The 22,166-nt window shown below is 51.4% G+C and carries 15 protein-coding genes; 12 read left to right on the top strand and 3 right to left on the bottom strand.

The genetic code is table 11. The annotated features are described in order from the left end of the window. The first annotated feature begins 20 nt into the window (after positions 1 to 20). The 3 genes from CBE73_RS12980 (at position 21) to CBE73_RS12970 (ending at position 5,321) form a co-directional block, all read left to right on the top strand. The gene (locus CBE73_RS12980; protein WP_094094566.1) at positions 21 to 1,703 is read left to right on the top strand and encodes an ATP-binding protein; all 1,683 of its coding nucleotides are present in this window, start codon (positions 21 to 23) and stop codon (positions 1,701 to 1,703) included. A gap of 295 nt (positions 1,704 to 1,998) precedes the next feature. Then, positions 1,999 to 2,727, top strand: coding sequence for a GntR family transcriptional regulator (locus tag CBE73_RS12975; protein ID WP_068698698.1), 729 nt, complete (start codon positions 1,999 to 2,001; stop codon positions 2,725 to 2,727). A gap of 179 nt (positions 2,728 to 2,906) precedes the next feature. Next, on the top strand, positions 2,907 to 5,321 hold the full coding sequence (locus CBE73_RS12970) for a phosphoketolase family protein (protein WP_094094565.1): 2,415 nt from the start codon (positions 2,907 to 2,909) through the stop codon (positions 5,319 to 5,321). A 118-nt stretch (positions 5,322 to 5,439) separates the two neighbouring features. Here the strand turns inward: CBE73_RS12970 and CBE73_RS12965 are convergent, their stop codons facing one another. Further along, positions 5,440 to 6,069, bottom strand: a complete 630-nt coding sequence (locus CBE73_RS12965) for an HD domain-containing protein (protein WP_094094564.1) — start codon at positions 6,067 to 6,069, stop codon at positions 5,440 to 5,442. Between the two features lie 200 nt (positions 6,070 to 6,269). Between CBE73_RS12965 and CBE73_RS12960 the strand changes: the two genes are divergently transcribed. Next, positions 6,270 to 7,040, top strand: coding sequence for a hypothetical protein (locus CBE73_RS12960; RefSeq protein WP_094094563.1), 771 nt, complete (start codon positions 6,270 to 6,272; stop codon positions 7,038 to 7,040). Positions 7,041 to 7,101: 61 nt separating this feature from the next. Here the strand turns inward: CBE73_RS12960 and CBE73_RS12955 are convergent, their stop codons facing one another. Next, positions 7,102 to 8,232 carry a 5-methyltetrahydropteroyltriglutamate--homocysteine S-methyltransferase gene (locus CBE73_RS12955; RefSeq protein WP_068698690.1) on the bottom strand — a complete coding sequence of 377 codons (1,131 nt, stop codon included), beginning with the start codon at positions 8,230 to 8,232 and terminating at the stop codon, positions 7,102 to 7,104. A gap of 169 nt (positions 8,233 to 8,401) precedes the next feature. Here CBE73_RS12955 and CBE73_RS12950 point away from each other — a divergent pair, with 169 nt between their 5' ends. From CBE73_RS12950 to thrS, 8 genes are all read left to right on the top strand, one after another. Then, the gene (locus CBE73_RS12950; RefSeq protein ID WP_094094562.1) at positions 8,402 to 9,241 is read left to right on the top strand and encodes an aldo/keto reductase; all 840 of its coding nucleotides are present in this window, start codon (positions 8,402 to 8,404) and stop codon (positions 9,239 to 9,241) included. Between the two features lie 141 nt (positions 9,242 to 9,382). Beyond that, on the top strand, positions 9,383 to 10,120 hold the full coding sequence (locus CBE73_RS12945; RefSeq protein ID WP_094094561.1) for a PspA/IM30 family protein: 738 nt from the start codon (positions 9,383 to 9,385) through the stop codon (positions 10,118 to 10,120). A 29-nt stretch (positions 10,121 to 10,149) separates the two neighbouring features. Next, the gene (locus CBE73_RS12940; RefSeq protein ID WP_094094560.1) at positions 10,150 to 11,184 is read left to right on the top strand and encodes a TFIIB-type zinc ribbon-containing protein; all 1,035 of its coding nucleotides are present in this window, start codon (positions 10,150 to 10,152) and stop codon (positions 11,182 to 11,184) included. Positions 11,185 to 11,240: 56 nt separating this feature from the next. Beyond that, positions 11,241 to 12,026 (top strand): TPM domain-containing protein, encoded by a 786-nt coding sequence (locus CBE73_RS12935; protein WP_373286382.1) that lies wholly within the window; start codon positions 11,241 to 11,243, stop codon positions 12,024 to 12,026. A gap of 39 nt (positions 12,027 to 12,065) precedes the next feature. Further along, a complete protein-coding gene (locus tag CBE73_RS12930; protein ID WP_094094559.1) occupies positions 12,066 to 13,130 on the top strand; it encodes an SPFH domain-containing protein in 1,065 nt (354 codons plus the stop codon). A gap of 284 nt (positions 13,131 to 13,414) precedes the next feature. After that, complete coding sequence (locus CBE73_RS12925; protein WP_094094558.1) at positions 13,415 to 16,204, top strand: glycoside hydrolase family 3 protein; 2,790 nt, start codon at positions 13,415 to 13,417, stop codon at positions 16,202 to 16,204. A 635-nt stretch (positions 16,205 to 16,839) separates the two neighbouring features. After that, positions 16,840 to 18,330, top strand: coding sequence for a chitinase (locus CBE73_RS12920; RefSeq protein ID WP_094094557.1), 1,491 nt, complete (start codon positions 16,840 to 16,842; stop codon positions 18,328 to 18,330). 875 nt (positions 18,331 to 19,205) lie between these two features. Then, positions 19,206 to 21,041 carry a threonine--tRNA ligase gene (thrS, locus tag CBE73_RS12915; RefSeq protein ID WP_342351903.1) on the top strand — a complete coding sequence of 612 codons (1,836 nt, stop codon included), beginning with the start codon at positions 19,206 to 19,208 and terminating at the stop codon, positions 21,039 to 21,041. 56 nt (positions 21,042 to 21,097) lie between these two features. Here thrS and CBE73_RS12910 read toward each other — a convergent pair whose 3' ends face one another. Next, positions 21,098 to 21,988 (bottom strand): LysR family transcriptional regulator, encoded by an 891-nt coding sequence (locus CBE73_RS12910; protein WP_094094555.1) that lies wholly within the window; start codon positions 21,986 to 21,988, stop codon positions 21,098 to 21,100. Positions 21,989 to 22,166 lie beyond the last annotated feature (178 nt).

The raw sequence follows: 22,166 nt of genomic DNA, 5'->3' as shown, positions 1-22,166 counted from the left end.
CTAACAATATGAGGTGAGTTATGAAAGAAAAGATGGTTCAGCTGACCCGGATGACGCAAATATCCCATCGTGGACATGTCTTATATATCTATGATGAGGTAGACCATTATGTTGACAACGCTGTGTATTTTGTCCTAGCTGGCGTTGAACATGGACATCATCTTCTGATAGTCGAAAACAAGGAAAGGTATAAATCTATACAACAAAAACTTCAAGAAAGGTTAACTTCAAAGCAGCTTGAGAGGGTTTATCATTTTGATTATGATCAGTTTTACCGTGTATGCGAGGACAGTAAAGAGGAAACGTCTATTCACAATTTTGGAAAAGAGGGGCCTCCTTTTTTTGATGTGCAAACGCCAATCAGAATATGGACACATGTAGAATGTTCATGGAATGATCCGGATATTATACTGAAGCTTCAAAACTTTGAAAAGAGAGTAGACTGGGCGATAAATTCACCTCAAATCATCTCGGTTTATGCCTATGATGGAAACCTGATTTCGGCTTCCTTGCAGAATACCTTATTGACCCAACATGAATACTTAATGACCGACCAGGAATTGCTAAAGTCAGCGCTGTATAAAAAAGGGGAAGTTGTTCTCCCCCTCCGGTCAGCCAAGCAGAAGAACAACAGCGTGGAAAGAAAATTGAGAGCCACAGAACACCAATTGGATTCTTTTATCATGCGGAATTTGGATGCGATCATGATCCTGGATAATGATAATAAAGTCCTTAAAGTAAATGAGGCTTTTGAGAAAAAATTTGGTTGGTGCGCAAGTGACATTTTAGGGATGGATACCAACCAGTTGATGTTTGTCCCTGAGGATCGAAAATTCGAGGTGGCCCGAAACCGGAGTTTTGCCCTGTTGGGTGATAGTATTGAAGGCTACGAGACGGTTAGAAAAACAAAGCAGGGACAGGAAACCGATGTAATGTTATCCTGTTTTTCCTTGCGTGATGAAAATGATAAAGTGAACGGAAGAGCGGAGATTCTTCGGGATATGACGGAAAGCAAACAGGCTCAACAGCTAATGATTAGAAGTGAAAAACTGTCAGTGGCAGGAGAGCTGGCGGCCGGCATTGCTCATGAAATACGGAACCCCGTCACTACGATTAAGGGCTTTCTCCAATTAATTAAGTCCGGCAGTACAGAAAAAAAGATGTACTATGAAATTATGTCGGCGGAGATCGGTCGGATTGAACTCATCCTCAGTGAACTTTTAGTGCTTGCCAAACCTCAGGCCACTCACTTTGAGCGAAAGAAAATTAAGTCTATTATTAAAGATGTCGTTACTTTATTAAGCGCTCAGGCAAATATGTATAACGTGGTAATGGAAACTGAATTGATGCAGAAAGAGATTTGGATAGAATGTGAAGAAAATCACATTAAACAGGTATTCATTAACATTTTGAAAAATGCTTTTGAAGCGATGCCCCATGGAGGGAAGGTCCTTATTCAGAGTAGAATAGCGCGAAACCACATAATCATTCGTTTCATCGATCAAGGCTCCGGAATTCCGAAGCATATCTTGGCGAATCTGGGGCAGCCTTTTTATACAACTAAAGAAAAAGGAACCGGTCTGGGGTTTATGATCAGTAAAAAGTTGATTGAGAACCACGGAGGCTGTATTTCTTTGTTCAGTGAAGAAAAGAAGGGAACGACGGTGGAAATCTCACTTCCTTTAATGAAGACTTTTACATAAGTGAGTCTAAAATAACTAGGGAAAGCGGTTGAAGGGATCTGTAGAGTGCTGGTGCAGGAGGGAATCCTCCGGGAGGAGCAATGTTTGTGGGGCTTCGCGCATCCGTCGAAAACAAACGGCCACCGGTCCAGGCAATTTCCACGATAGGAGATCTCCATTCTTAAGAAATTCTCAATTGTTAGCCTAACAGTGCATATCCCCCCCCCTTGGCCGATTATGGTATAGTAGGCTGCATTGGACGGGCCAACGCGCATCCGTGAAGCCGAGAGCTGACGAAACGAAGAAGGAGTAGGCCATGACTCAGTTTGTGTACAAGCAAATTATGGATGATCTTAAATCAAAAATATTGGCAGGCCAGTTCCCGGACATGCGTCTGCCGGATGAGCGGAGTCTCAGCGAGCATTACCGGGTGAGTCGGAGCTCCGTGAAACGGGCGCTTGCCCGAATGGAACATGCCGGACTTATTTTTAAGAAACAGGGTTCAGGCACCTTTATTAATCCGTTGTACATCAAGAACGAATCGATCTTCAATTACGAGGGCTCCAATCTGGGCGTCACCGACAATTTCCAGATGCACGGGCAGAAGCCGAAGGTGAAGGTGATCAGCTTTGAAGTGATCCTTCCTACGGAAGAACTGCAGAGGGATTTGTTCCTGGGGCCTCATGATTTCGTGTATAAAATCGTCCGCCTCCGGTTATTTGAGGAAGATCCGTTTATGATTGAGACAGGCTACATTCCGATCAAGATCGTGCAGAATCTGAACCTGGCCATCATTGAGGGATCGATTTTTAATTACTTGGAGGAAGCGCACAATCTGGCGGTCACCAAATCGTTTTTGTCCGTGTTCGCCGAGCCCTCCGAGCCTGCCGACCAGGAGCTGCTTCATTTAAAGCCGCATGAGCCGGTCGGCGTTATGGAGGGAATTTTTTTTCTGGACAACGGGACGCCTTTCGAATTCTCCCATATGCGGTTCCATTATCAGTACATGAAATTCAATAGCTTTGTATCGGTTCAGGAGCGGTAGGGAAGACTGAGGATCAGCGGATGCTGGTCTTCTTTTTGTTTCCTTCGGAGGCTGAGTTCTAAATTTCATACTATGTTCACTTTTTCACAAAATTGGACCGTATCATTTCTCAAAAAGGTTGTTATGATGTAACTACAAGTGAAATTATTCACAATATTAGAGATAAAGGAGTGGGTGAAATGTTAGTTACCGATACCAAAGTTGATTATTCGTCCCAAGAATACCTGGACAAATTGGATGCGTTTTGGCGGGCGGCCAATTATATCTCGGTGGGACAGCTTTATTTGAAAAGCAACCCTTTGCTCCGCGAACCGCTTAAAGCCGAGGATATCAAAGTGAAACCGATTGGACACTGGGGTACGATTCCGGGCCAAAACTTTATTTATGCTCATTTAAATCGGGTGATCAACAAATATGACTTGAATATGTTTTACATTGAAGGACCGGGCCACGGCGGCCAGGTTATGGTGTCCAATTCGTATCTGGACGGCAGCTACACGGAAATTTATCCTCAAATTACGCAGGATATCCCGGGGATGACGAAGCTCTTCAAGCAGTTCTCCTTCCCGGGCGGGATCGCTTCTCATGCAGCGCCGGAAACGCCGGGTTCCATTCATGAAGGCGGAGAGCTTGGATACTCTTTATCCCACGGTACGGGGGCCATTCTGGATAATCCTGACCTGATTGCGGCTGTCGTTGTGGGTGACGGTGAAGCCGAAACCGGTCCGCTTGCCGCTTCCTGGTTCTCGAACCGCTTCATTAACCCGATCACCGACGGTGCCGTGCTGCCGATTTTGCATTTGAACGGCTTTAAGATCAGCAACCCGACCCTGCTGTCGCGGATGAGCAAAGAAGAGCTGACCGCTTATTTCAAAGGTTACGGCTGGGAGCCTTATTTCGTGGAAGGCAGCGATCCGGCGCACATGCATCCTGCTATGGCGGAAACGTTGGATGCGATTGTGGAACGCATTGGTGCTATTCAAAGCTATGCGCGTGAAAATAACGACTCCGCCCGCCCGGCTTGGCCGATGCTGGTATTCCGTTCCCCTAAAGGCTGGACCGGGCCTAAAGAGTGGGATCAGGTGCCGAATGAAAACTCCTTCCGTGCCCACCAGGTACCGATCCCGGTGGATCAGAAGCATATGGAGCATGCAGATGCCCTGCTGCAGTGGCTGAACAGCTATAGACCGGAAGAGCTGTTTGATGAAAAGGGCCGTCTGCACGCCGAAATCGCCGAGCTCGCGCCAAAAGGAGACAGACGGATGGCGATGAATCCGGTGACCAATGCCGGCAAGCAGATCAAAGACCTGAAGCTACCGGACTTCCGCAAATACGCGCTGGACAACAGCGAGCCCGGCAAACAGACCGCCCAGGACATGTCCGTGCTGGGCAAATACCTCAAAGAAGTCATTGAGCTGAACGAAACGAGCAAAAACTTCCGCATCTTCGGACCGGATGAAACGATGTCCAACCGTTTGGCGCCTGTCTTTGAAGCTACAAAACGCCAGTGGCTGGAGAAAATCATGGAGCCGAACGACGAATTTATGGCTTCCTATGGCCGCGTTATCGATTCCCAGTTGTCCGAACATCAGGCGGAAGGCTTGCTGGAAGGATACGTGCTGACCGGACGCCACGGATTTTTTGCCAGCTATGAAGCGTTCCTGCGGGTCGTGGACTCCATGATTACGCAGCATTTCAAATGGCTGCGCAAAGCAACGGAGCAAAGCTGGCGCGCCGATATTCCGTCCCTTAACATTGTGGCGACCTCGACGGTGTTCCAGCAGGACCACAATGGTTATACGCACCAGGATCCAGGCCTGCTCGGGCACCTGGCCGACAAGAAACCGGAATTCATCCGCGAGTATTTGCCGGCTGACGCCAACACTTTGCTGGCTGTGTTCGATAAAGTGCTTAACGACCGTCAGAAGATCAACCTGATCGTGTCGTCCAAACATCCGCGTCCGCAGTTCTTCTCGGCAGATGAAGCGCAGGAGCTGGTGGATAACGGCCTCAAAATCATCGATTGGGCCAGCACGGACCAAGGTGGGGAGCCGGACCTGGTGATGGCGTCCTCCGGCACCGAGCCAACCATTGAAAGCCTGGCGGCGATCTCCATGCTGCACGAGAAGCTGCCGCAGCTGAAGATCCGTTATATCAACGTGGTTGATCTGCTTAAGCTGAGAAGCCGGAAGCTTGATCCGCGGGGATTGTCCGATGAGGAGTTCGACCGTTATTTTACAGCCGATAAACCGGTGATCTTCGCTTTCCATGGTTATGAAGGGCTCATCAAAGACCTGTTCTTTGACCGCAATAATCATAATCTTCATGTTCACGGCTACCGAGAAAACGGCGATATCACCACTCCTTTCGATATGCGTGTGCTCAACCAGATGGACCGCTTTGATCTGGTGAAGGAAGCGGTATTGAGCCTGCCTGAAGCCGGACAATATGCTGCTATCGTGAAAGAAATGGAACAGATGTTAGAGAAACATCATCAATATATCCGCGAAGAAGGCGTCGACCTGCCGGAAGTGGACAGCTGGGTTTGGAAAGGCGTGAAATCATCCATCCAAGGGGCGAGAACTCGGAGGTGAAGGTCGGTTCTCATTCCAATAGAAAGCCAGCCTGTCCGAGGCTGGCTTTTTGTTTCTTTTCAAATAAAATAGATTTGCGAATCAAGAGGGGGATTAAAAGGAGGGGCATAAGGGGAGGTTAAGATGCCAACGCGTCTTTGGTAATCTGCTCAATATCGATAGGGGATCGTGAGCCTTCGCTGACCAGGTCAGGCAGAATCTGTTCCAGAAAATAATCCACGCAGTGCAGCTGGATGCCTTTGATTTTGATCAGGGCGCTCCGGTACATAAATACAAATTCTTTCTCCGTGTTTCCTTTTTGCAGCTCGGCGAAGGCTTCGTAGATCTGGTCGAGTTTATCGGCAACCTCCAGGATTCGGCCTTCTACGGAATCGTCTTTGCCTTCCCGCAGCTGTCTGCGAAAGATCGGTTTGAATTCCTCTGGAATATGCCCGTCAATAAAATGCGCAACCATACCTTCCTCCACCTGCTGCAGCATGGCGCGGAGCTCGAGTGAGTAGTGTTTCACAGGGGTTTTGATATCCCCGATAAAAATTTCCCCGTAATCATGACTGCTCGTGATTTCATACAGCTTCTTCCAGTTCACGGCGACGCCGTGACTTTCTTCAATATCGGCCAAGGTTTTGGCGTATTGCACGACTTTCCAGGAATGCTCGGCAACGCTGTGCTCCTGAAACTTGAATTTACCGGGACATCGGATGATTCGCTCTAAATCGGTTAACGATTGGAAGTAGGTGTGTATCCCCATCTTATAAGTTCCTTTCCTTGTTGAATGAAATGTAGTGCTGTATACGTAGTATAAGCTTTATTTGTTATTGGACCGTTAACTCTACCAGGAAATTATTTCCCGGCGGTCTTCCCCTTCTGGCAGACTGTAATCAGGGAAGGTGACATAGCTTAGGGGCGTCCCCAGCGTTCCCGATCGAAAGGAGATAGGACAAGCAAAGCATGTTGTACGCAGCAGCTTTTTCAGCATACAAACCTTATATTCGCCAGCTTCCTTCCCGGCCTCTTACCAAAGCCGATCTGCTCCATGAGCGCTTTCTGCTGGCCGAATCAGGGCCTGTATCCATGTATTATGCGCCGCACAACGAAATCGTTAACCCGTACGCGCAGATTCTTATCGCAGGCTTAACGCCCGGTTGGAGCCAGATGAAGCTGGCTTTTGAAACGGCGAGGGATTGTTTGCAGCAGAATCAGGGGCCGGAGCTTAGGGATGAAGACATTCTTCAGCAAGCTAAGGAGGCTGCTCGCTTTGCCGGTCCCATGCGGAACAATATCATCCGGATGCTGGATACCCTAGACCTGCCGGCGCCGCTCGGCTTGTCTTCCGCTCAGCTGTTGTTTGAGGGGAGTCAGCAGCTTCTGCATACCACCTCCGTCCTGCGTTATCCGGTGTTTGCCCGCGGCCATAATTACACGGGAAGCAGGCCGGATTTGCTGTCGTCCGATTTCCTCAGGGACTTTGCCGTAAATTCTATCCAAGGGGAACTCGGTTCCCTGGACGCTTGCGGCGGCGGCTTTCGCCGTGTGCTCGTCATTCCGCTGGGCAAAGCGGTTGAAGGGATTTGCCGGGTGCTGGTACAGAAGGGCATCCTCCGGGAGGAGCAATGTCTATGGGGCTTCCCGCATCCGTCAGGGGCGAACGGCCACCGGGTCCGGCAATTTAATGAACAAAGGGGTTCTATGAGAGAGATCATAAGAGCCTATTTCCGCTGAAAAATAAAACCAGCCGTCTGCCCGATCCGGGCTGACGGCTGGTCTGGCCTTTGGCTGCTGATTAACCCTTCCACACGTCCCGGGCAATTTCCACGACATGGCGGAGTTTGGCCCACTGCTGCTCTTCGGTCAGCAGGTTGCCTTCTTCGGTGGAGGCAAATCCGCACTGCGGGCTGAGGCACAGCTGATCCAGACTTACGATCCTGGAAGCTTCCTCGATCCGGCGTTTGATCTCGTCAGCTTGCTCCAGTTCTCCAAATTTGGAGGTAATCAGCCCAAGCACGATCGACAGATCCGGACGGTTCACGTAACGCAGGGGTTCGAAACCGCCGGCCCGGTCGCTGTCATATTCGAGGAAAAATCCGTCAATGTTCAATCCGCCAAACAGCGTCTCGGCCACCGGCTCATAACCGCCTGAGGAAATCCAGGTAGAGCGGAAGTTGCCGCGGCAGATATGCATGGTGATCTTGAGATCATCCGGACGACCGCTAACGGCGTCGTTGATCGTTTGTGCGTAACGGGCAGACAGCTCGTCCGGATTGAGGCCGCGGGCGCGAAGCTGTTCCTTCTGCTCCTCCGAGCACAGGTACGCCCAGGCCGTATCATCCAGCTGCAAATAACGACAGCCGGCGTCATAGAAGGCTTGTAGCGCCTGCTTATAGGCGGCGGCCAGGTCATGGAAGAACTCATCCTGATCCCCGTAAACCTTCGGATCAATCGTGCCGCGGAAATGCAGCATGCTTGGGCTTGGAATCGTCATCTTGGCTGTGTGGCTGCCGGCAATGCTGTGTAAGAACTTGTAATCCTCCAGCATCGGGTGGGCGGAGAAGCCAAGTTTGCCATTAACCAGAATAGAATGGGCTTTGGTTTGGGTCTGCTGGAACTGGATACCGCTCTCCGCTTCATAGCCGGTCACGCCGTCCAGATGCTCCAGAAAATCGAAATGCCAGTAAGCGCGGCGGAACTCGCCGTCTGTCACGGCCTGCAAGCCTACCTCTTTCTGCTTCTCTACAATACGTGCAATTTCTTCGTTCTCGATCAGGCGCAGCTGTTCGGCAGACAAGCTGCCTGCGGCCTTTTGCTGGCGGGCCTGTTTGATTCGGTCAGTTCTCAGCAGGCTCCCGACCTGATCGGCGCGAAATGGAGGGGCCAAACGCGGTCCGGTGGATGGGGTTTGGTTAGATTCGCTCATTTGAATATATCTCCATTCTTAAGGAATTTTTTTAATTGTTAGCTTATCAAATGAGAGGGTTGAAGTAAACGCGGTTTGCTCATTTTGCCAGGCCAATCAAATGGTGATAAGGTAAAGAGTAGTAGAAGACTAAGATCAATGGAGCACACTGAATGAGGAGGCAACGGACATGAACCCGATTCCTGAAATTGTACTCAACGACGGCTTGAAAATTCCCCAAATCGGCCTTGGCACGTATACGCTAAAAGGCAGAGACGGAGCAAAGTCAATGGCCGGGGCGATTGATGCCGGCTACCGGCTGCTGGACAGCGCATTTAATTATGAAAATGAAGGTGCGCTTGGCGAAGCGATTCGCCTCAGCTCCGTTCCGCGCGAAGACCTGCTGATCTGCTCCAAGCTGCCAGGCCGCCGCCAGGCTTATGATCAGGCGCTTGTGACCATTGAGGAGTCCCTGTACCGCGCCGGACTGGACTATTATGATCTTTATTTGATCCATTGGCCGAATCCGAAGACGGACCGGTACGTGGAGGCTTGGCAGGCGATGATCGAAGCCAAGAAACGGGGCTATATCCGCTCCATCGGCGTCTGCAATTTCCTGCCGGAGCATAACAAGCGGATTATCAAGGAGACGGGCGTTGCGCCAAGCCTCAATCAAGTGGAGCTGCATCCGTTCTTTGACCAAGCCTACCAGCGGCAGAAAGATGCCGAGCACGGCATCGTAACGGAGTCTTGGAGTCCGCTGGGCCGGGGCCACAGCATTTTGCAGGATGAGAGGATTGGCGCGATCGCTGCTGCCCACGGCAAAACGAATACGCAGGTCATCCTGCGCTGGCATATCCAGCTGGGAGCGGTTCCGATCCCGAAAGCGGGCTCGCTTGAGCATCAGGTCGAGAATCTGAGCATTTTTGACTTCGAGCTGTCCAAAGCGGAAATGGACGTTATTTCAAGCTTTAACCGGGAAGACGGCCGGCTGTGGGGACAGGACCCTGCGGAATATGAGGAATTTTGACTCCTAGATAGGCATTTTTGCTGGGCAGAATCTAAGCCATCATTCGTAAAAGGATGATGGCTTTTTGGTCAAAATGAAACCTTAGCCGCCTTTTTCATGTATTATAAGAATACATGCAATTGATCGAGGAGGAAGCGCCGAATGGGGATCCTGTCGAGATTTCGCCAAGTGATGAAGATGAATGTGAACGCTTTATTGGACAAAGCAGCGGACCCGGAGCAGGAAGCTGACGCTTACATGCGCAGCTTGAGCAGCGATTTGGGACAGCTGGAGGCCGAAACCGCTGCCGTACAGGCGGATGAACGGAGAGCCCGCCAGGCCCTGGATGAAGCTCAAGCGGAGATCCGCAAGCTGCAGCGTTACGCCGAGAAGTCGATGGAAGCAGGCCGGGAGGAAGATGCGCTGGACTTTCTGAAGCGCAAGGCGGATAGGGAAGAGAAGCTGATCGGGCTTCGCGCGGCTTATAACCAGGCGGCAGCCCAAGCAGAAGGCATGAAGCGGATGAAGGAGAAGCTGCTGGCCGATCTGAATCGGCTGGAGAAGCGCCAGGCCGAGCTGAAGGGCAAGCTGGCGGAGGCCAAGTTCCAGCAGCGCTTGAACGAATCCGGCGGAGCAAATTCGGCCTTCAAAGCGCTGGAAGAGAAGGCCGATCTGGCCTTGAACGCAGCTCTTGCCCTGGCAGAGCTGAGGGGCGGCGCCGAGGAGGACGATCTGGACACGCTGATTGCCAAGCTGGAGCAAGCGGAGGGCGTTCAAGACAGCCGTTCGCCCGGGAGTTCAGACGATGATAAACCGTCTTCCTCCAATTGGGAGACCCCTGTGGCAAGTCCGGAAGAAGAGCTGGCTGCTATCAAGGAGAAACTGAACCGAAAGGAATAATCCTTCTTTGGTTCCAAAGAGGTGAGATTGTGCCGGTAATTGAATACAAATGTCCGAACTGCGGGAGCGGAATGGTGTTCGACAGCGCGACCGGAAAGCTTTCCTGTCCCAGCTGCGGCAGGCAAGATAATATCGAACAACTTCAGGACCCTTTGACGCAGACCGTATTTACGGAAGAAGACCAGGCTCAGGAATACCACTGCACCAGCTGCGGGGCGGTAATCATCACCGATGCGGACACCAGCGCGACAACCTGCAGCTTCTGTGGCTCGGCGGTTGTGCTGGGCGACCGTTTGACCGGGGATTTGGCCCCGGCGCTGGTCATTCCTTTTTCCATCAGCAAAGAAGAGGCTATGAAGGCCTTCAAGAAATGGTGCAAGAACGGGCTGCTGACGCCAAACGGATTCATGACAGCCGACCGGGTCAAAAGCATAACCGGCATTTACGTTCCCTTCTGGCTGTATGAGCTTCATAACAACGTGGAAGTGCAGGGCCATGCTACCCGGGTCAGAACCTATACCAGGGGCGATTATCAGATTACGGAAACCCAGCATTTTGAAGTCTATCGGCGGCTGAAGCTTAATTACAAACGGGTCCCGGTGGATGCTTCCAAGAAGCTGAACGATGAGCTGATGGATAAGCTGGAGCCATTCCCTTATGGGGAGATGAAGGATTTCAAGACACCTTACCTGGCCGGATTCATCGCCGAAAAATACAGCTTTGACGATGGAGAACTTCTCCCCCGCGCCAAAGGGAAAATAAGAGGATACATCGAATCCGCGATTTCGTCTTCCGTGTCGGGGTATACAACCGTTAATTATACGAACAAAAATATCGACACCTCGCTGAAGCAGTCGGATTATGCTCTACTGCCGGTCTGGATGGTGTATTACGATTTCAACAAGCAGCAGCATACGTTTGCGATGAACGGACAAACGGGCAAGGTTGTAGGCAAACCGCCGATCAGCAAAGCGAAGGTGACAGCCTGGTTTGCAGGCGTCTCCTGCGTTTCCCTGGTGGCGCTGAAGCTGTTATCCCTGGTGATGGGAGGCGGTTTTCTGTGAACACGCATATGAACAAAAACAAGAACAAACGCAAGCACATGAACAAACACAAATATATGAATAAGCTCGGTAGACTTTGGCTGTTTCTGCTTCTTTTATTTGCAGTTGTGGGTCTTCCTTTCCAGCACGCAGCGTCCGAAGTTAACAAGTCGCTTATTTATGATGAGGCACATTTGCTGACCGCGGAGCAGACCAAGGAGCTTAACGAGCTGGCTCTCCGTTACGGAGCGGAGCGTGAAACGGACTTTATTATTTTTACTACCGATAATCCCGAGAATCTGGACGTTGTGGATCTGACGGAGAATTTCTACGACGAGAAGGCGCCGGGGTACGATAAACCCCATGGCAATGCGGCAATTCTGACGCTGGATATGAGGAACAGGGACGTTTATCTGGCCGGATTCTATAAAGCGGAGGAAAGGCTGGATGACGGACGGCTGCAAAAGATTCGCAGCAAGATTACGCCGGATCTAACCGAAGGGAATTATGCGGATGCATTTGAAACGTACATCAAGACCGCATACAAATATATGGGCTTCAAGCCGGGGGTGAATCCGGACAATATTTTGTTTAACGGGTGGTTCCAGCTCGGCGTGGCCGTTGTTATCGGCGGTATCGTGGTTGGCATCATGGCTTACCGTTCAGGCGGAACCGTTACCGTGAACCGGATGACTTATGAAGATGCGGCGACATCGGGTGTTCTTGCCCAAGAAGACCGTTATATCCGGACGACTACGACAAGGCGGAAGATTGAGCGGCAATCCAGCGGCTCAGGCGGAGGCGGTGGAGGCGGCAGAACCGGCGGCGGGCATTCGCATAGCGGAAGCCGGGGTTCTTTTTAAGGCGGAGGACGACTTACACAGGGAAAGGTGGAGGATGAAATGGGCTTCTTTAAAAACCAGTTCTCAAATGTTGTGGAATGGGAAGAGTTCCGCGACGATATGATCTTTTGGAAATGGAACAACCGGGAGATTAAGAAGGGCAGTAAGCTGGTCATCCGCTCCGGCCAGGATGCCGTGTTTATTAACAATGGCAAAATTGAGGGCATTTTTGAACAAGAAGGCGTCTATAACGTGGACTCAGACATCATTCCTTTTCTCTCCACGTTAAAGGGCTTTAAATTCGGCTTCAACAGCGGCATGAGAGTTGAAGTGCTGTTCGTGAATACGAAGGAGTTCACGGTCAGATGGGGCACGCAAAGCCCGATTCTGATCCCGACGCCGCAGCTGCCAGGCGGCATGCCGATTCGGGCCAACGGCACGTTCAACTTCAAGGTGAATGATTATGTGACGCTGATTGACAAGATCGCCGGCATCAAGGAAAGCTACCTGGTCGATGACGTCAAGGTGCGGATCACCTCGGTGCTGAACCAGCTGCTGATGAAGTGGATTAGCAAAGAAGGCAAAGACATGTTTAATCTGCAGGCTAACGCTGATGCGATTGCGGCAGGGATCCGCGAGGATTTGGATATGCAGATCATGGGTGACGGCCTGACGGTGACCGGCTTTCAGGTGATGAGCTTCAATTATCCGGCTGAAATTCAGGAGATGATTACGAAAAATGCTTCCTACCAGATGATCGGCGATCTGCAGAAATACCAGCAGGTCAGCATGACCGACGGCATCGCTTCCGGCAAGGTTGCGGGCGGCGGTGCGGCGTCTGACATGGCCGGCATGATGATGGGCATGAATATGGCGAATGAAATGCTGAAGAACATGAACGGCGGACGGGGACAGGGACAAGGACAAGGCCCAGCTGCAGGGCCAAATAGCGGTGGTCCCAGCGCCGGAGCAGGAGCAGGGCAGCCGTCTGCTCAGCAGCCCCCTGCGGCACCTGCACCGTCTTCAGCTCCAGGTAACGTCACACGGCCGAATTTCTGTCCGAACTGCGGCGCGAAGAATGAAGGCGCTAATTTCTGCCCGAATTGCGGTCAGAAATTGGTTTAACTGACTTCCTTTTTGGAGTTATGTAGGTATTTTTAAGTTATGGTTACAAAAGTTCTTTGATTAGGTGCTTGTAGGATAGACCGTAACAGATTATGCTGGTAACATAAGCTGTACGGGTCTTCCTGCTCATAAAAATAAAATCGATTTCATTCAAACCGGACCTAAATAAAATCGATTTCATAATATTTGGGGCAAACACTCGGTTTTAGAGAGAGAATACCACCAATAAAAAGTAGTTATGAGCAACGAATCGTTCAGTATTTTATAACTTGGAGGGGAACATATTGAGCAAGCAGCTAATTGGAGTTCCATTGGAAGGTTTTGCAGAATTTAGCCGTAAGGTAGCGGCTGACGGCGCCGTGTTGCTGAAGAATGAAGGACAGGTCCTTCCGCTTGGCAATGGTGAAAGCGTATCCGTCTTCGGACGCACCCAAGTTAACTATTACCGCAGCGGCACTGGATCAGGCGGCAGTGTAAACGTGGCTTACACCACCAACCTGCTTGACGGACTTCGTTCCAAGACCAACTTGAAGGTTGACGAAGAGCTTGCAGCGGTTTATGAGAAGTGGATCGAGCAGAACCCGTTTGATAACGGCGGAGGCGGCTGGGCTGCCGAACCTTGGCATCAGAAGGAAATGCCGCTGAGCGACGAGCTTGTAGCCCAGGCGAGAACCCGCTCGGAGAAAGCAGTTGTAGTGATTGGCCGCACGGCTGGCGAGGACCAGGATAATGCCGGCGAGCCGGGCAGCTATCTGCTCACTGCGGATGAACTGGACATGATCAAGAAAGTTACGTCCCATTTCGATAAAACTGTAGTCGTGCTTAACGTATCCAATATTATCGACATGAGCTGGGTGAATGACAGCAGCTATGTCCATCCGATCTCCACCGTCATTTATTCCTGGCATGGAGGCATGGAGGGCGGCAATGCGATCGCAGACGTGCTGGCCGGCGAAGTAACGCCAAGCGGTAAACTGACCGATACGATCGCTTATTCGCTTGAGGATTATCCTTCTACTCAAAACTATGGAAACGAATTCAAAAACCTTTATCAGGAGGACATCTACGTAGGTTACCGTTACTTCGAAACCTTCTGCCCGGATAAAGTTCAATACGAATTCGGGTTTGGTTTGTCCTACACCACATTTGACGTGAAGCCTGAGGCAGCGAAAGTGGTGACCCAAGGCGGAGCGCCGTATATCGAAGCATCCGTTAACGTAATGAACACTGGCAGCACTTACGCAGGTAAAGAAGTTGTTCAGCTTTATTATGAAGCTCCTCAAGGAAAGCTGGGCCAGCCGGCTAAAGTACTTGCTGCTTTCGGCAAGACAAGCCTTCTCCAGCCGGGCGAATCGCAGAAGCTGACGATCAGCTTCCCGGTAACACGTATGGTTTCCTATGACGATGCGGGCGTAACAGGACACGCTTACGCTTATGTGCTCGAAGAGGGAACTTATCATATTTTTGCCGGAACCAGTGTGAAAAAGCTTTCCGAAGTGGCCGTAGACGGCCAAAACGGTTATGTTGTGGAATCGCTCCAGGTGATCGAACAGCTCCAGCAGGCGCTGGCGCCGACTGAGGATTTCACACGCATGAAGCCGGGGAGCCGTAAGACCGACGGCACTTATGAGCTGGAATATACCGAGGTTCCAAAGCTGCAATTCTCGCTGGCTGAGCGGATTGAGAAGAACCTTCCACAGTCGTTTGAGTACACTGGCGACCAAGGCTACAAACTGCAGGATGTGCTGGATGGCAAAGTCAGCATGGAGACCTTCATTGCTCAGCTGAGTGACGAGGATCTGATGGCCATCGTGCGCGGCGAAGGCATGAGCAGCCCGCGGGTTACGCCGGGAACGGCTTCGGCGTTTGGCGGGGTCAGCGAACCGCTTCAGGGCTTCGGCATTCCTGTCGGCTGTACAGCGGACGGTCCTTCCGGTATCCGGATGGACAGCGGGGACAAAGCAACCCAGGTTTCGATCGGAACGCTGCTGGCTGCTACCTGGGACACAGCGCTGGTTGAGGAGCTTTATGTACTTGAGGGTCAGGAGCTGCTTCGCAACGAGATTGATACGCTGCTCGGACCTGGCCTGAACATCCGCCGCAGCCCGCTGAACGGACGGAACTTTGAGTACTTCTCTGAAGATCCGCTGATTTCCGGTCTGTTTGCAACAGCTTGCGTGAACGGCATCAAGAAAGGCGGTTCCAACGCCACGTTGAAGCATTTTGCCTGCAACAACCAGGAGCAATACCGGACCAAGGTAGATGCCGTGGTATCTGAACGGGCTTTGCGCGAGATTTACCTGAAAGGCTTCGAAATTGCCGTTAAGGAAAGCGGAGCCAATTCGATCATGACCTCCTACAATCCGGTGAATGGTCACTGGGCGGCTTCCAACTACGACCTGAACACCACAATTCTTCGCGGTGAGTGGGGATATACCGGTATTGTGATGACGGACTGGTGGGCGGTTATGAACGATACCGTGAACGGTGGGCCGGCAAGCCGCAAATTCACCAATTTCATGGTACGCGCTCAAAACGACCTGTACATGGTTGTGGCCAACTATGGCGCAGAGACGAATGTCTGGGACGACAACTCCCGCGAATCGCTGGAGAACGGCACCTTGACCCGCGGAGAGCTGCAGCGTTCGGCTATGAACATCTGCCGCTTCCTGATGCATGCTCCGGTATTCTCCAGAGACTGGCAGGCAACGGATGAAGAGGTTAAATCCTATAAAGCGGATGCTTCCCTTGCGCCTGAACAGGTTCAGGTTGTAGCGGAAGAGACCGCGGTGGCAACGGAGACCGAAGGAACGACCTATATCCGGGTAGAAGAAGCCGGTAAATATCGTCTCTATGCCGGTCTTATGTCTGCGGAATCGGATCAGGCTCAAAGCGCATGCAATTTGATTCTGAACGGACAGATCGTAACCACCATTCAAACGAACGGCACAAATGCGAACTGGATCAAACAGACGCTGGTGCACATCGTTCTGGAAGCCGGTGTCTACGAAATGAAGCTGGAAGTAACCAAACCAGGCTTGCAGATCAACACCATTCAGTTCAAACGGATTTAAGACTTAAGAAGTTTGAATTTTGTTGGAATTGGGCAGAGAAGCAAAGAAAGAGCGGGTTCCTTTGGGAATCTGCTCTTTCTTTATTTTTTGAGCTGCTTAGGGCCGGGGTCTGGGTAAGGGATGAAATCTTCTTGTTTCGGTTATTAAAGCAGAGAGCGCATAAATTTATCCCTACCCCTAGAATTACAATTATGTTATATTAACTCCAAAAAATAGAAAGTCCGTAGGAGTCGGGTCCTTCTATGATTAATAGAGACTCTAACTAACTCCAGCCCTTAACCTCTAATTCCTAAGAATGCTTCTAACAATACTGCTAACAATACTGCTAACAATACTTCTGTCATTGCCTCCAACAACACTCCTAACAACGCTCCAGCAACACTTCTATCAACACTTCAGGCCATAATACTCTTGGTGACACTCCAACGCTCTTTCCGCAATTACTCTGACTACGATCACCTATTATTTTTGCTGTTATGAATACTACTATTTTACGTTCCCCGGTTGGTTTCTCTTGCTGGTAGATGGCCCCCTGCATCCGGATTTTGCTGGGATTAACGCTCTTAAACTCTGTAAAGGAGGTGAGCTTTGGTTTGTCCGGCCGTTAACACACATTCGATAAAGGAGGAGAATCTATGAAGAAGAAGCTTTTCTCTCAAAAGTTGTCTTTCAAAGGTCTTTTTCTTCCGCTTGTACTGGTTTTTACGATGATTTTCGGCGTATTGGGCGCAGACGTTGCTTCGGCTGCAGATCGGGGTGCCTGGGCCCCGAACGTTTCCTATGCGGTTAATGATACGGTCACCTATAATAGCAGCACGTATAAAGCCATCCAGGCGCATACCTCGCTGGTTGGCTGGGAGCCGCCTAATGTTCCTGCCCTGTGGCAGCTAACCCAAAGCGGTGGTGGTGGTGGAGGCGGTGGAAGCGATACGCAGGCGCCTACGGCTCCATCAAACCTTACGGTGACCGGAACTACCTCCACCAGCGTTTCGTTAAGCTGGAATACCTCCACCGATAATGTAGGGGTAACCGGTTATGACGTTTACCGGAACGGATCGGTTGTTCAGACGGTAACTGGCACATCCGCGACGGTTACCGGGCTGGCCGCGGCTACGGCCTATACGTTCAAGGTAACGGCCAAAGACGCCGCAGGCAACGTATCGGCTTCCAGCAGCAGCGTAAGCGCAACGACAGGTTCGTCAGGCGGCGGAGGTGGAGGAGGCGGAACGCTGCCTAAGCATATCCTGACCGGCTACTGGCAAAACTTCGTCAACGGTGCAACCCCGCTGAAGCTGAGCGATGTGCCAAACGACTATGACTTGATCGTGCTGGCTTTTGCCGAAATGGATGGAGCTAGACCGGGAGCCGTAAAATTCGGAGTCGATTCTTCGTTGTCCTCCGCGCTCGGCGGGTATACGGATGCCAATCTCATCAGCGACATTGAGGCCAAACATGCGGCGGGTAAGAAGGTAATCCTCTCGATCGGCGGGGAGCAGGGCAACATCAGCCTGGATAATGCTTCCCCTAACGTAGCCAACTTTGTGGACAGCATGTACAGCATTATCACCCGGTTTGGACTGGACGGCATTGACATTGACCTGGAACACGGCATGAATATGCCCAACCTGACCACGGCGATCCGGCAGCTGCAGCAAAAGGTAGGGCCTGGATTTATTTTGACTATGGCACCACAAACGATCGACATGCAAAGTCCGAATACGGCTTATATGCAGCTTTACAGCAACCTTAGAGACATCACGACCGTGATCAATGTTCAATATTACAACTCGGGTTGTATGCTCGGACGGGATGGAAAATGTTACTCTCAGGGCACAGTAGAATTCCTGACGGCCTTGACCGACTTGTCGCTGCAGTGGGTTTCTCCTTCCCAACTGGGCCTTGGCGTTCCTGCGACTTCCTCGGCGGCAGGCGGCGGTTACGTAGCTCCATCCGTAGTCAATGACGCGCTCCGCAGCTTGGCGAACGGAACGCAAAGCGGCAGCTACAAACCGGTTCAAGCTTATCCGGATATCCGCGGCGCGATGACCTGGTCCATCAACTGGGATGCGTCGAGCGGCTATAACTGGTCGAGAAACGTGAAACCGGTGGTTCATGCTTTGCCGTAAGGCGCAAAGGATTATTTGATCATCTTTGGTGCGGGAGCTGTCCGAAATAGGTTTGACAAATGCAGATTCGTTGATTATCATAACTGCATATCCAACTGAATGACAAAAGCTGGAATCAAGGACATGAATGCATGCAGGATACCGATCAGAGAGAGGGGTCGCCCGGCTGAAAGCCCCTTCGGAAGGCCGCACGAATTTACCGCCTTGTAGCTGCATTTTTGAAATAACGGACCTGCTGCATTTGCCGTTAGAGTAAGGAATGCCGGGAGTTCCCGTTACAGAATACTGAGGATTTGCCGGGCGGCCGGCAGATTAAATTTTGGGTGGAACCACGAGCATGCTCGTCCCTTGCGGACAGCGTGCTCTTTTTGATTTGAATATCAACAGCTGAGATCAAGGACATGAATACATGCAGGATACCGGACAGAGAGAGGGGTCACCGGCTGAAAGCCCCTTCGGAGGGTCGCATGGATTTACCGCCTTGTAGCTGCGTTTTTGAAATAACGGACCTGCTTTATCTGCCGTTAGAGTAAGGAATGCCGGGAGTTCCCGTTACAGAATGCTGAGGATTTGCCGGACGACCGGCAGATTAAATTTTGGGTGGAACCACGAGCATGCTCGTCCCTTGCGGACAGCATGCTCTTTTTAATTTGAATATCAACAGCTGAGATCAAGGGCAAGAATACATGCAGGATACCGAACAGAGAGAGGGGTCACCGGCTGAAAGCCCCTTCGGAAGTCGCATGGATTTACCGCCTTGTAGCTGCGTTTCTGAAATGACGGCCCTGCTATAGCTGCCGTTAGAGTAAGGGATGCCGGGAGTTCCCGTTACAGAACATAGAGGATTTGCCGGGCAGCCGGCAGATTGAATTTGGGTGGAACCACGAGCACGCTCGTCCCTTGCGGACAGCGTGTTTTTTTGTTCATCAATAATCAAAAATAAAGGAGAGTGTCTTACCGTGATTCATTTAGTTCAAGATGCCAGTCGAAATTATGCTGCCTTACTGTTGGCAAGAGTTGTACAACAAAAGTTCCCAGAGGCGAAGTTGGGGCTTTTCGCTTTAACGGATCAGGGATTTTATTATGATTTTGATTTGCCGAGCCCTTTGCCTGAGGAAGATTTGAAGATGATCGAACGGGAGATGGAGAATCTGGCGGCTGAGAAGGAACCTTATATATGCAGAAGGATTCCGAAAGAGGAAGCCGTGCCGATTTTTGAAGCCAGAGAGGAGAGTTGGAAGGTGGATTGGTTAATAGCACTTCCCGATTCTGAGGGGGTACTTGTTTACGAACAAGCAGGGTTTGTAGACGTCATTGACATTCGTCATGCGGGGGACCTTGCCGATCCCGGTAACCTGGCCCATTTAGCGGCTCCCAAACCGCTGGCCTTCAAGCTGCTGAACGTAGCCGGGGCTTACTGGCAAGGAGACAGCCGCAATCCGATGCTCCAAAGGGTATACGGGGTTGCGTTTGAGAGCGGGAAAGAGCTGAGACGTTATCTGGCGGCTCAAGAGGAAGCGCAGAAACGCGACCACCGCAGGCTGGGGAAACAGCTTGAATTGTTTATGTTCGCAGAGGAAGCGCCCGGGATGCCCTTTTACCTGCCGAAAGGGACGGTGATGCGGCAGGAACTGGAGAACCTGTCCCGGGGATTTTTGCAAACATACGAATATGAGGAAGTCCGTACGCCATTCATCATGAACCGGCAGATGTGGGAACAGTCCGGGCATTGGGAGCATTACCGGGACAACATGTATTTCTCGGAGATCGACCAGCATCAGTATGCGGTGAAACCGATGAACTGTCCCGGCCACATGCTGCTTTACAAAAATAAACGCCGTTCCTACAAGGAGCTTCCGGTCCGTTACGCCGAGTTCGGGCAGGTTCACCGCTACGAGTACAGCGGGGCGCTGAACGGCTTGTTCCGGGTGAGAAGCTTCTGTCAGGATGATGCGCACTTGTTCGTAACGCCGGACCAGATGGAATGGGAGATCAAACGGACGCTGCAGCTGGTTCAGGAGATTTACGGGATCTTTGGCTTCGAATACAGCCTGGAATTGTCCACAAGGCCAGCCGACTCGATGGGCAGCGATGAGCAGTGGGAGCAGGCGGAGCAAGCTTTGGCCCATGTCCTCGAAGAATCGGGGCTGGGCTACAGCCTGAACCCGGGCGACGGGGCCTTCTACGGCCCCAAGATTGATTTTCACATCAAGGATGCTTTGAACAGAAGCCACCAGTGTGGAACTATCCAGCTTGATTTCCAGATGCCGGAGAAATTTGGTTTGAATTATTACGACGAACGTAACGAGAAACAAACCCCCATTGTGATTCACCGCGCGGTTTACGGTTCGATCGACCGTTTCCTGGGTATCCTGATCGAGCATTACGGGGGTGTATTCCCGGCATGGCTGGCTCCTGTCCAGGTCGTCATTATTCCGGTAGCGGAGAGCCACGCCAATTACGGCGAAGAGATCCACCAGCAGCTTTTGGCGGCCGGGATCCGGGCGGACATCGACAGCCGGAGCGAGAAGCTGGGCTACCGGATCCGGGAAGCGCAGCTGCAGAAAATTCCGTTTACCCTTGTGGTTGGCGATGCCGAGCAGGAGTCAGGTCGGATCCAGGTCAGGACTTTTGGAGAGGCGGAGCAGAAATCGCTCGAAACAGAAGCGTTTATCGCTTCTCTCCGGAAGCGAATTGAAGAAAGGAAATAACAAGCGGAAGAAGTCCGGGAATTCATCCTAATCCCAGTCCCAACCTCGCCCAAACTCTATCCCCGATCCCGCCCGAAAAACTCCACCGCAAACTCCCGGAAATGCTGCGCCGCTTGCGATAAATAATGCTTGCGGTTCCAGGCGATGCCGAAGGTTCGTTGGCAGCGGGGTTCGGTGATCTGCACCTGCACGGTGCCGGGATTCAAGGCCCGGTTGCCGAGAGAAAGCGGTAGCGTAAACGTGATGCCAAGCCCCATTTCTACGAGGGTTTGCACGGCGCTGACCTCTTCCAGCTCAAAGGCGACATGCGGCTCGAATCCGGCCTGGCGGCAGAAGGCATCCGTGATTTCCCTGAAGTTGGAGCGTGCGGACAATGAAATGAAAGGCTCGTCCGCCGCTTCGCGCAGGGCGATTGATTTTCGGGAAGCAAAGCGGTGACCTTTGGGTACAGTCAGGCATAAGTCTTCTTCGGCGAGCGTCAGCCACTCGATGTCCGGGCCCTCTACAGCCGTAGAAGAAATGCAGAAGTCAATTTCGGCGTTCTCCAGCTCGCTTCGCAGCTCGGCTGCCGACCCGAGCTGACGCTGAACGATGCGCACATGGGGATGCAGCGTCAGGAACTGCTTGAGCAGCGTCGGCAGCACGTAAGGCAGCGAGACGGCGATGCTGACAACCCCGTGCTCAAGTCCAGCCATATCGATCAGCTCCCGTTCGCCTTCCTCGAGCTCAAGGAAAGCCTGTTCCACCCGGCGAAGATAGGTTTTGCCGAAGGCATTCAGCTTGATCTGCCGGCCCTGACGCTCGAAGAGCGGCATGCCGAGCCTGTTCTCCAGCCGTTGAATCGAGTTGCTGAGTGAAGGCTGTGATACGTTTAATTCTTTGGCTGCTTTAGTGATATGCTCAAGGCGGGCCACAGTCTGAAAATATTTAAGCTGCAGAAATTCCATCGACAAGTCTCCTTCGGTCTATAACTTTCAATCTATAACATTCGATTCACAACTTTTGATCTATAACTTTAATGTGATGATTTGATTATAAAATAAGTATTATTTTTTATGAATATTCAAATTTATAATGATACAGCGGACCCTTCAGTTCCCCACCGGATTAAGAGGGATCTGAAGG

It is taken from the genome of Paenibacillus physcomitrellae (assembly GCF_002240225.1).
Classification (GTDB): domain Bacteria; phylum Bacillota; class Bacilli; order Paenibacillales; family Paenibacillaceae; genus Fontibacillus; species Fontibacillus physcomitrellae.
This window is presented reverse-complemented; position numbering and strand designations above follow the sequence as displayed.

Bases quoted from the DNA above. Each gene is read 5' to 3' on its own strand.
- CBE73_RS12980 (WP_094094566.1), top strand. From the start codon at position 21: ATGAAAGAAAAGATGGTTCAGCTGACCCGGATGACGCAAATATCCCAT.
- CBE73_RS12975 (WP_068698698.1), top strand. From the start codon at position 1,999: ATGACTCAGTTTGTGTACAAGCAAATTATGGATGATCTTAAATCAAAA.
- CBE73_RS12970 (WP_094094565.1), top strand. From the start codon at position 2,907: ATGTTAGTTACCGATACCAAAGTTGATTATTCGTCCCAAGAATACCTG.
- CBE73_RS12965 (WP_094094564.1), bottom strand. From the start codon at position 6,069: ATGGGGATACACACCTACTTCCAATCGTTAACCGATTTAGAGCGAATC.
- CBE73_RS12960 (WP_094094563.1), top strand. From the start codon at position 6,270: ATGTTGTACGCAGCAGCTTTTTCAGCATACAAACCTTATATTCGCCAG.
- CBE73_RS12955 (WP_068698690.1), bottom strand. From the start codon at position 8,232: ATGAGCGAATCTAACCAAACCCCATCCACCGGACCGCGTTTGGCCCCT.
- CBE73_RS12950 (WP_094094562.1), top strand. From the start codon at position 8,402: ATGAACCCGATTCCTGAAATTGTACTCAACGACGGCTTGAAAATTCCC.
- CBE73_RS12945 (WP_094094561.1), top strand. From the start codon at position 9,383: ATGGGGATCCTGTCGAGATTTCGCCAAGTGATGAAGATGAATGTGAAC.
- CBE73_RS12935 (WP_373286382.1), top strand. From the start codon at position 11,241: ATGAATAAGCTCGGTAGACTTTGGCTGTTTCTGCTTCTTTTATTTGCA.
- CBE73_RS12930 (WP_094094559.1), top strand. From the start codon at position 12,066: ATGGGCTTCTTTAAAAACCAGTTCTCAAATGTTGTGGAATGGGAAGAG.
- CBE73_RS12920 (WP_094094557.1), top strand. From the start codon at position 16,840: ATGAAGAAGAAGCTTTTCTCTCAAAAGTTGTCTTTCAAAGGTCTTTTT.
- CBE73_RS12910 (WP_094094555.1), bottom strand. From the start codon at position 21,988: ATGGAATTTCTGCAGCTTAAATATTTTCAGACTGTGGCCCGCCTTGAG.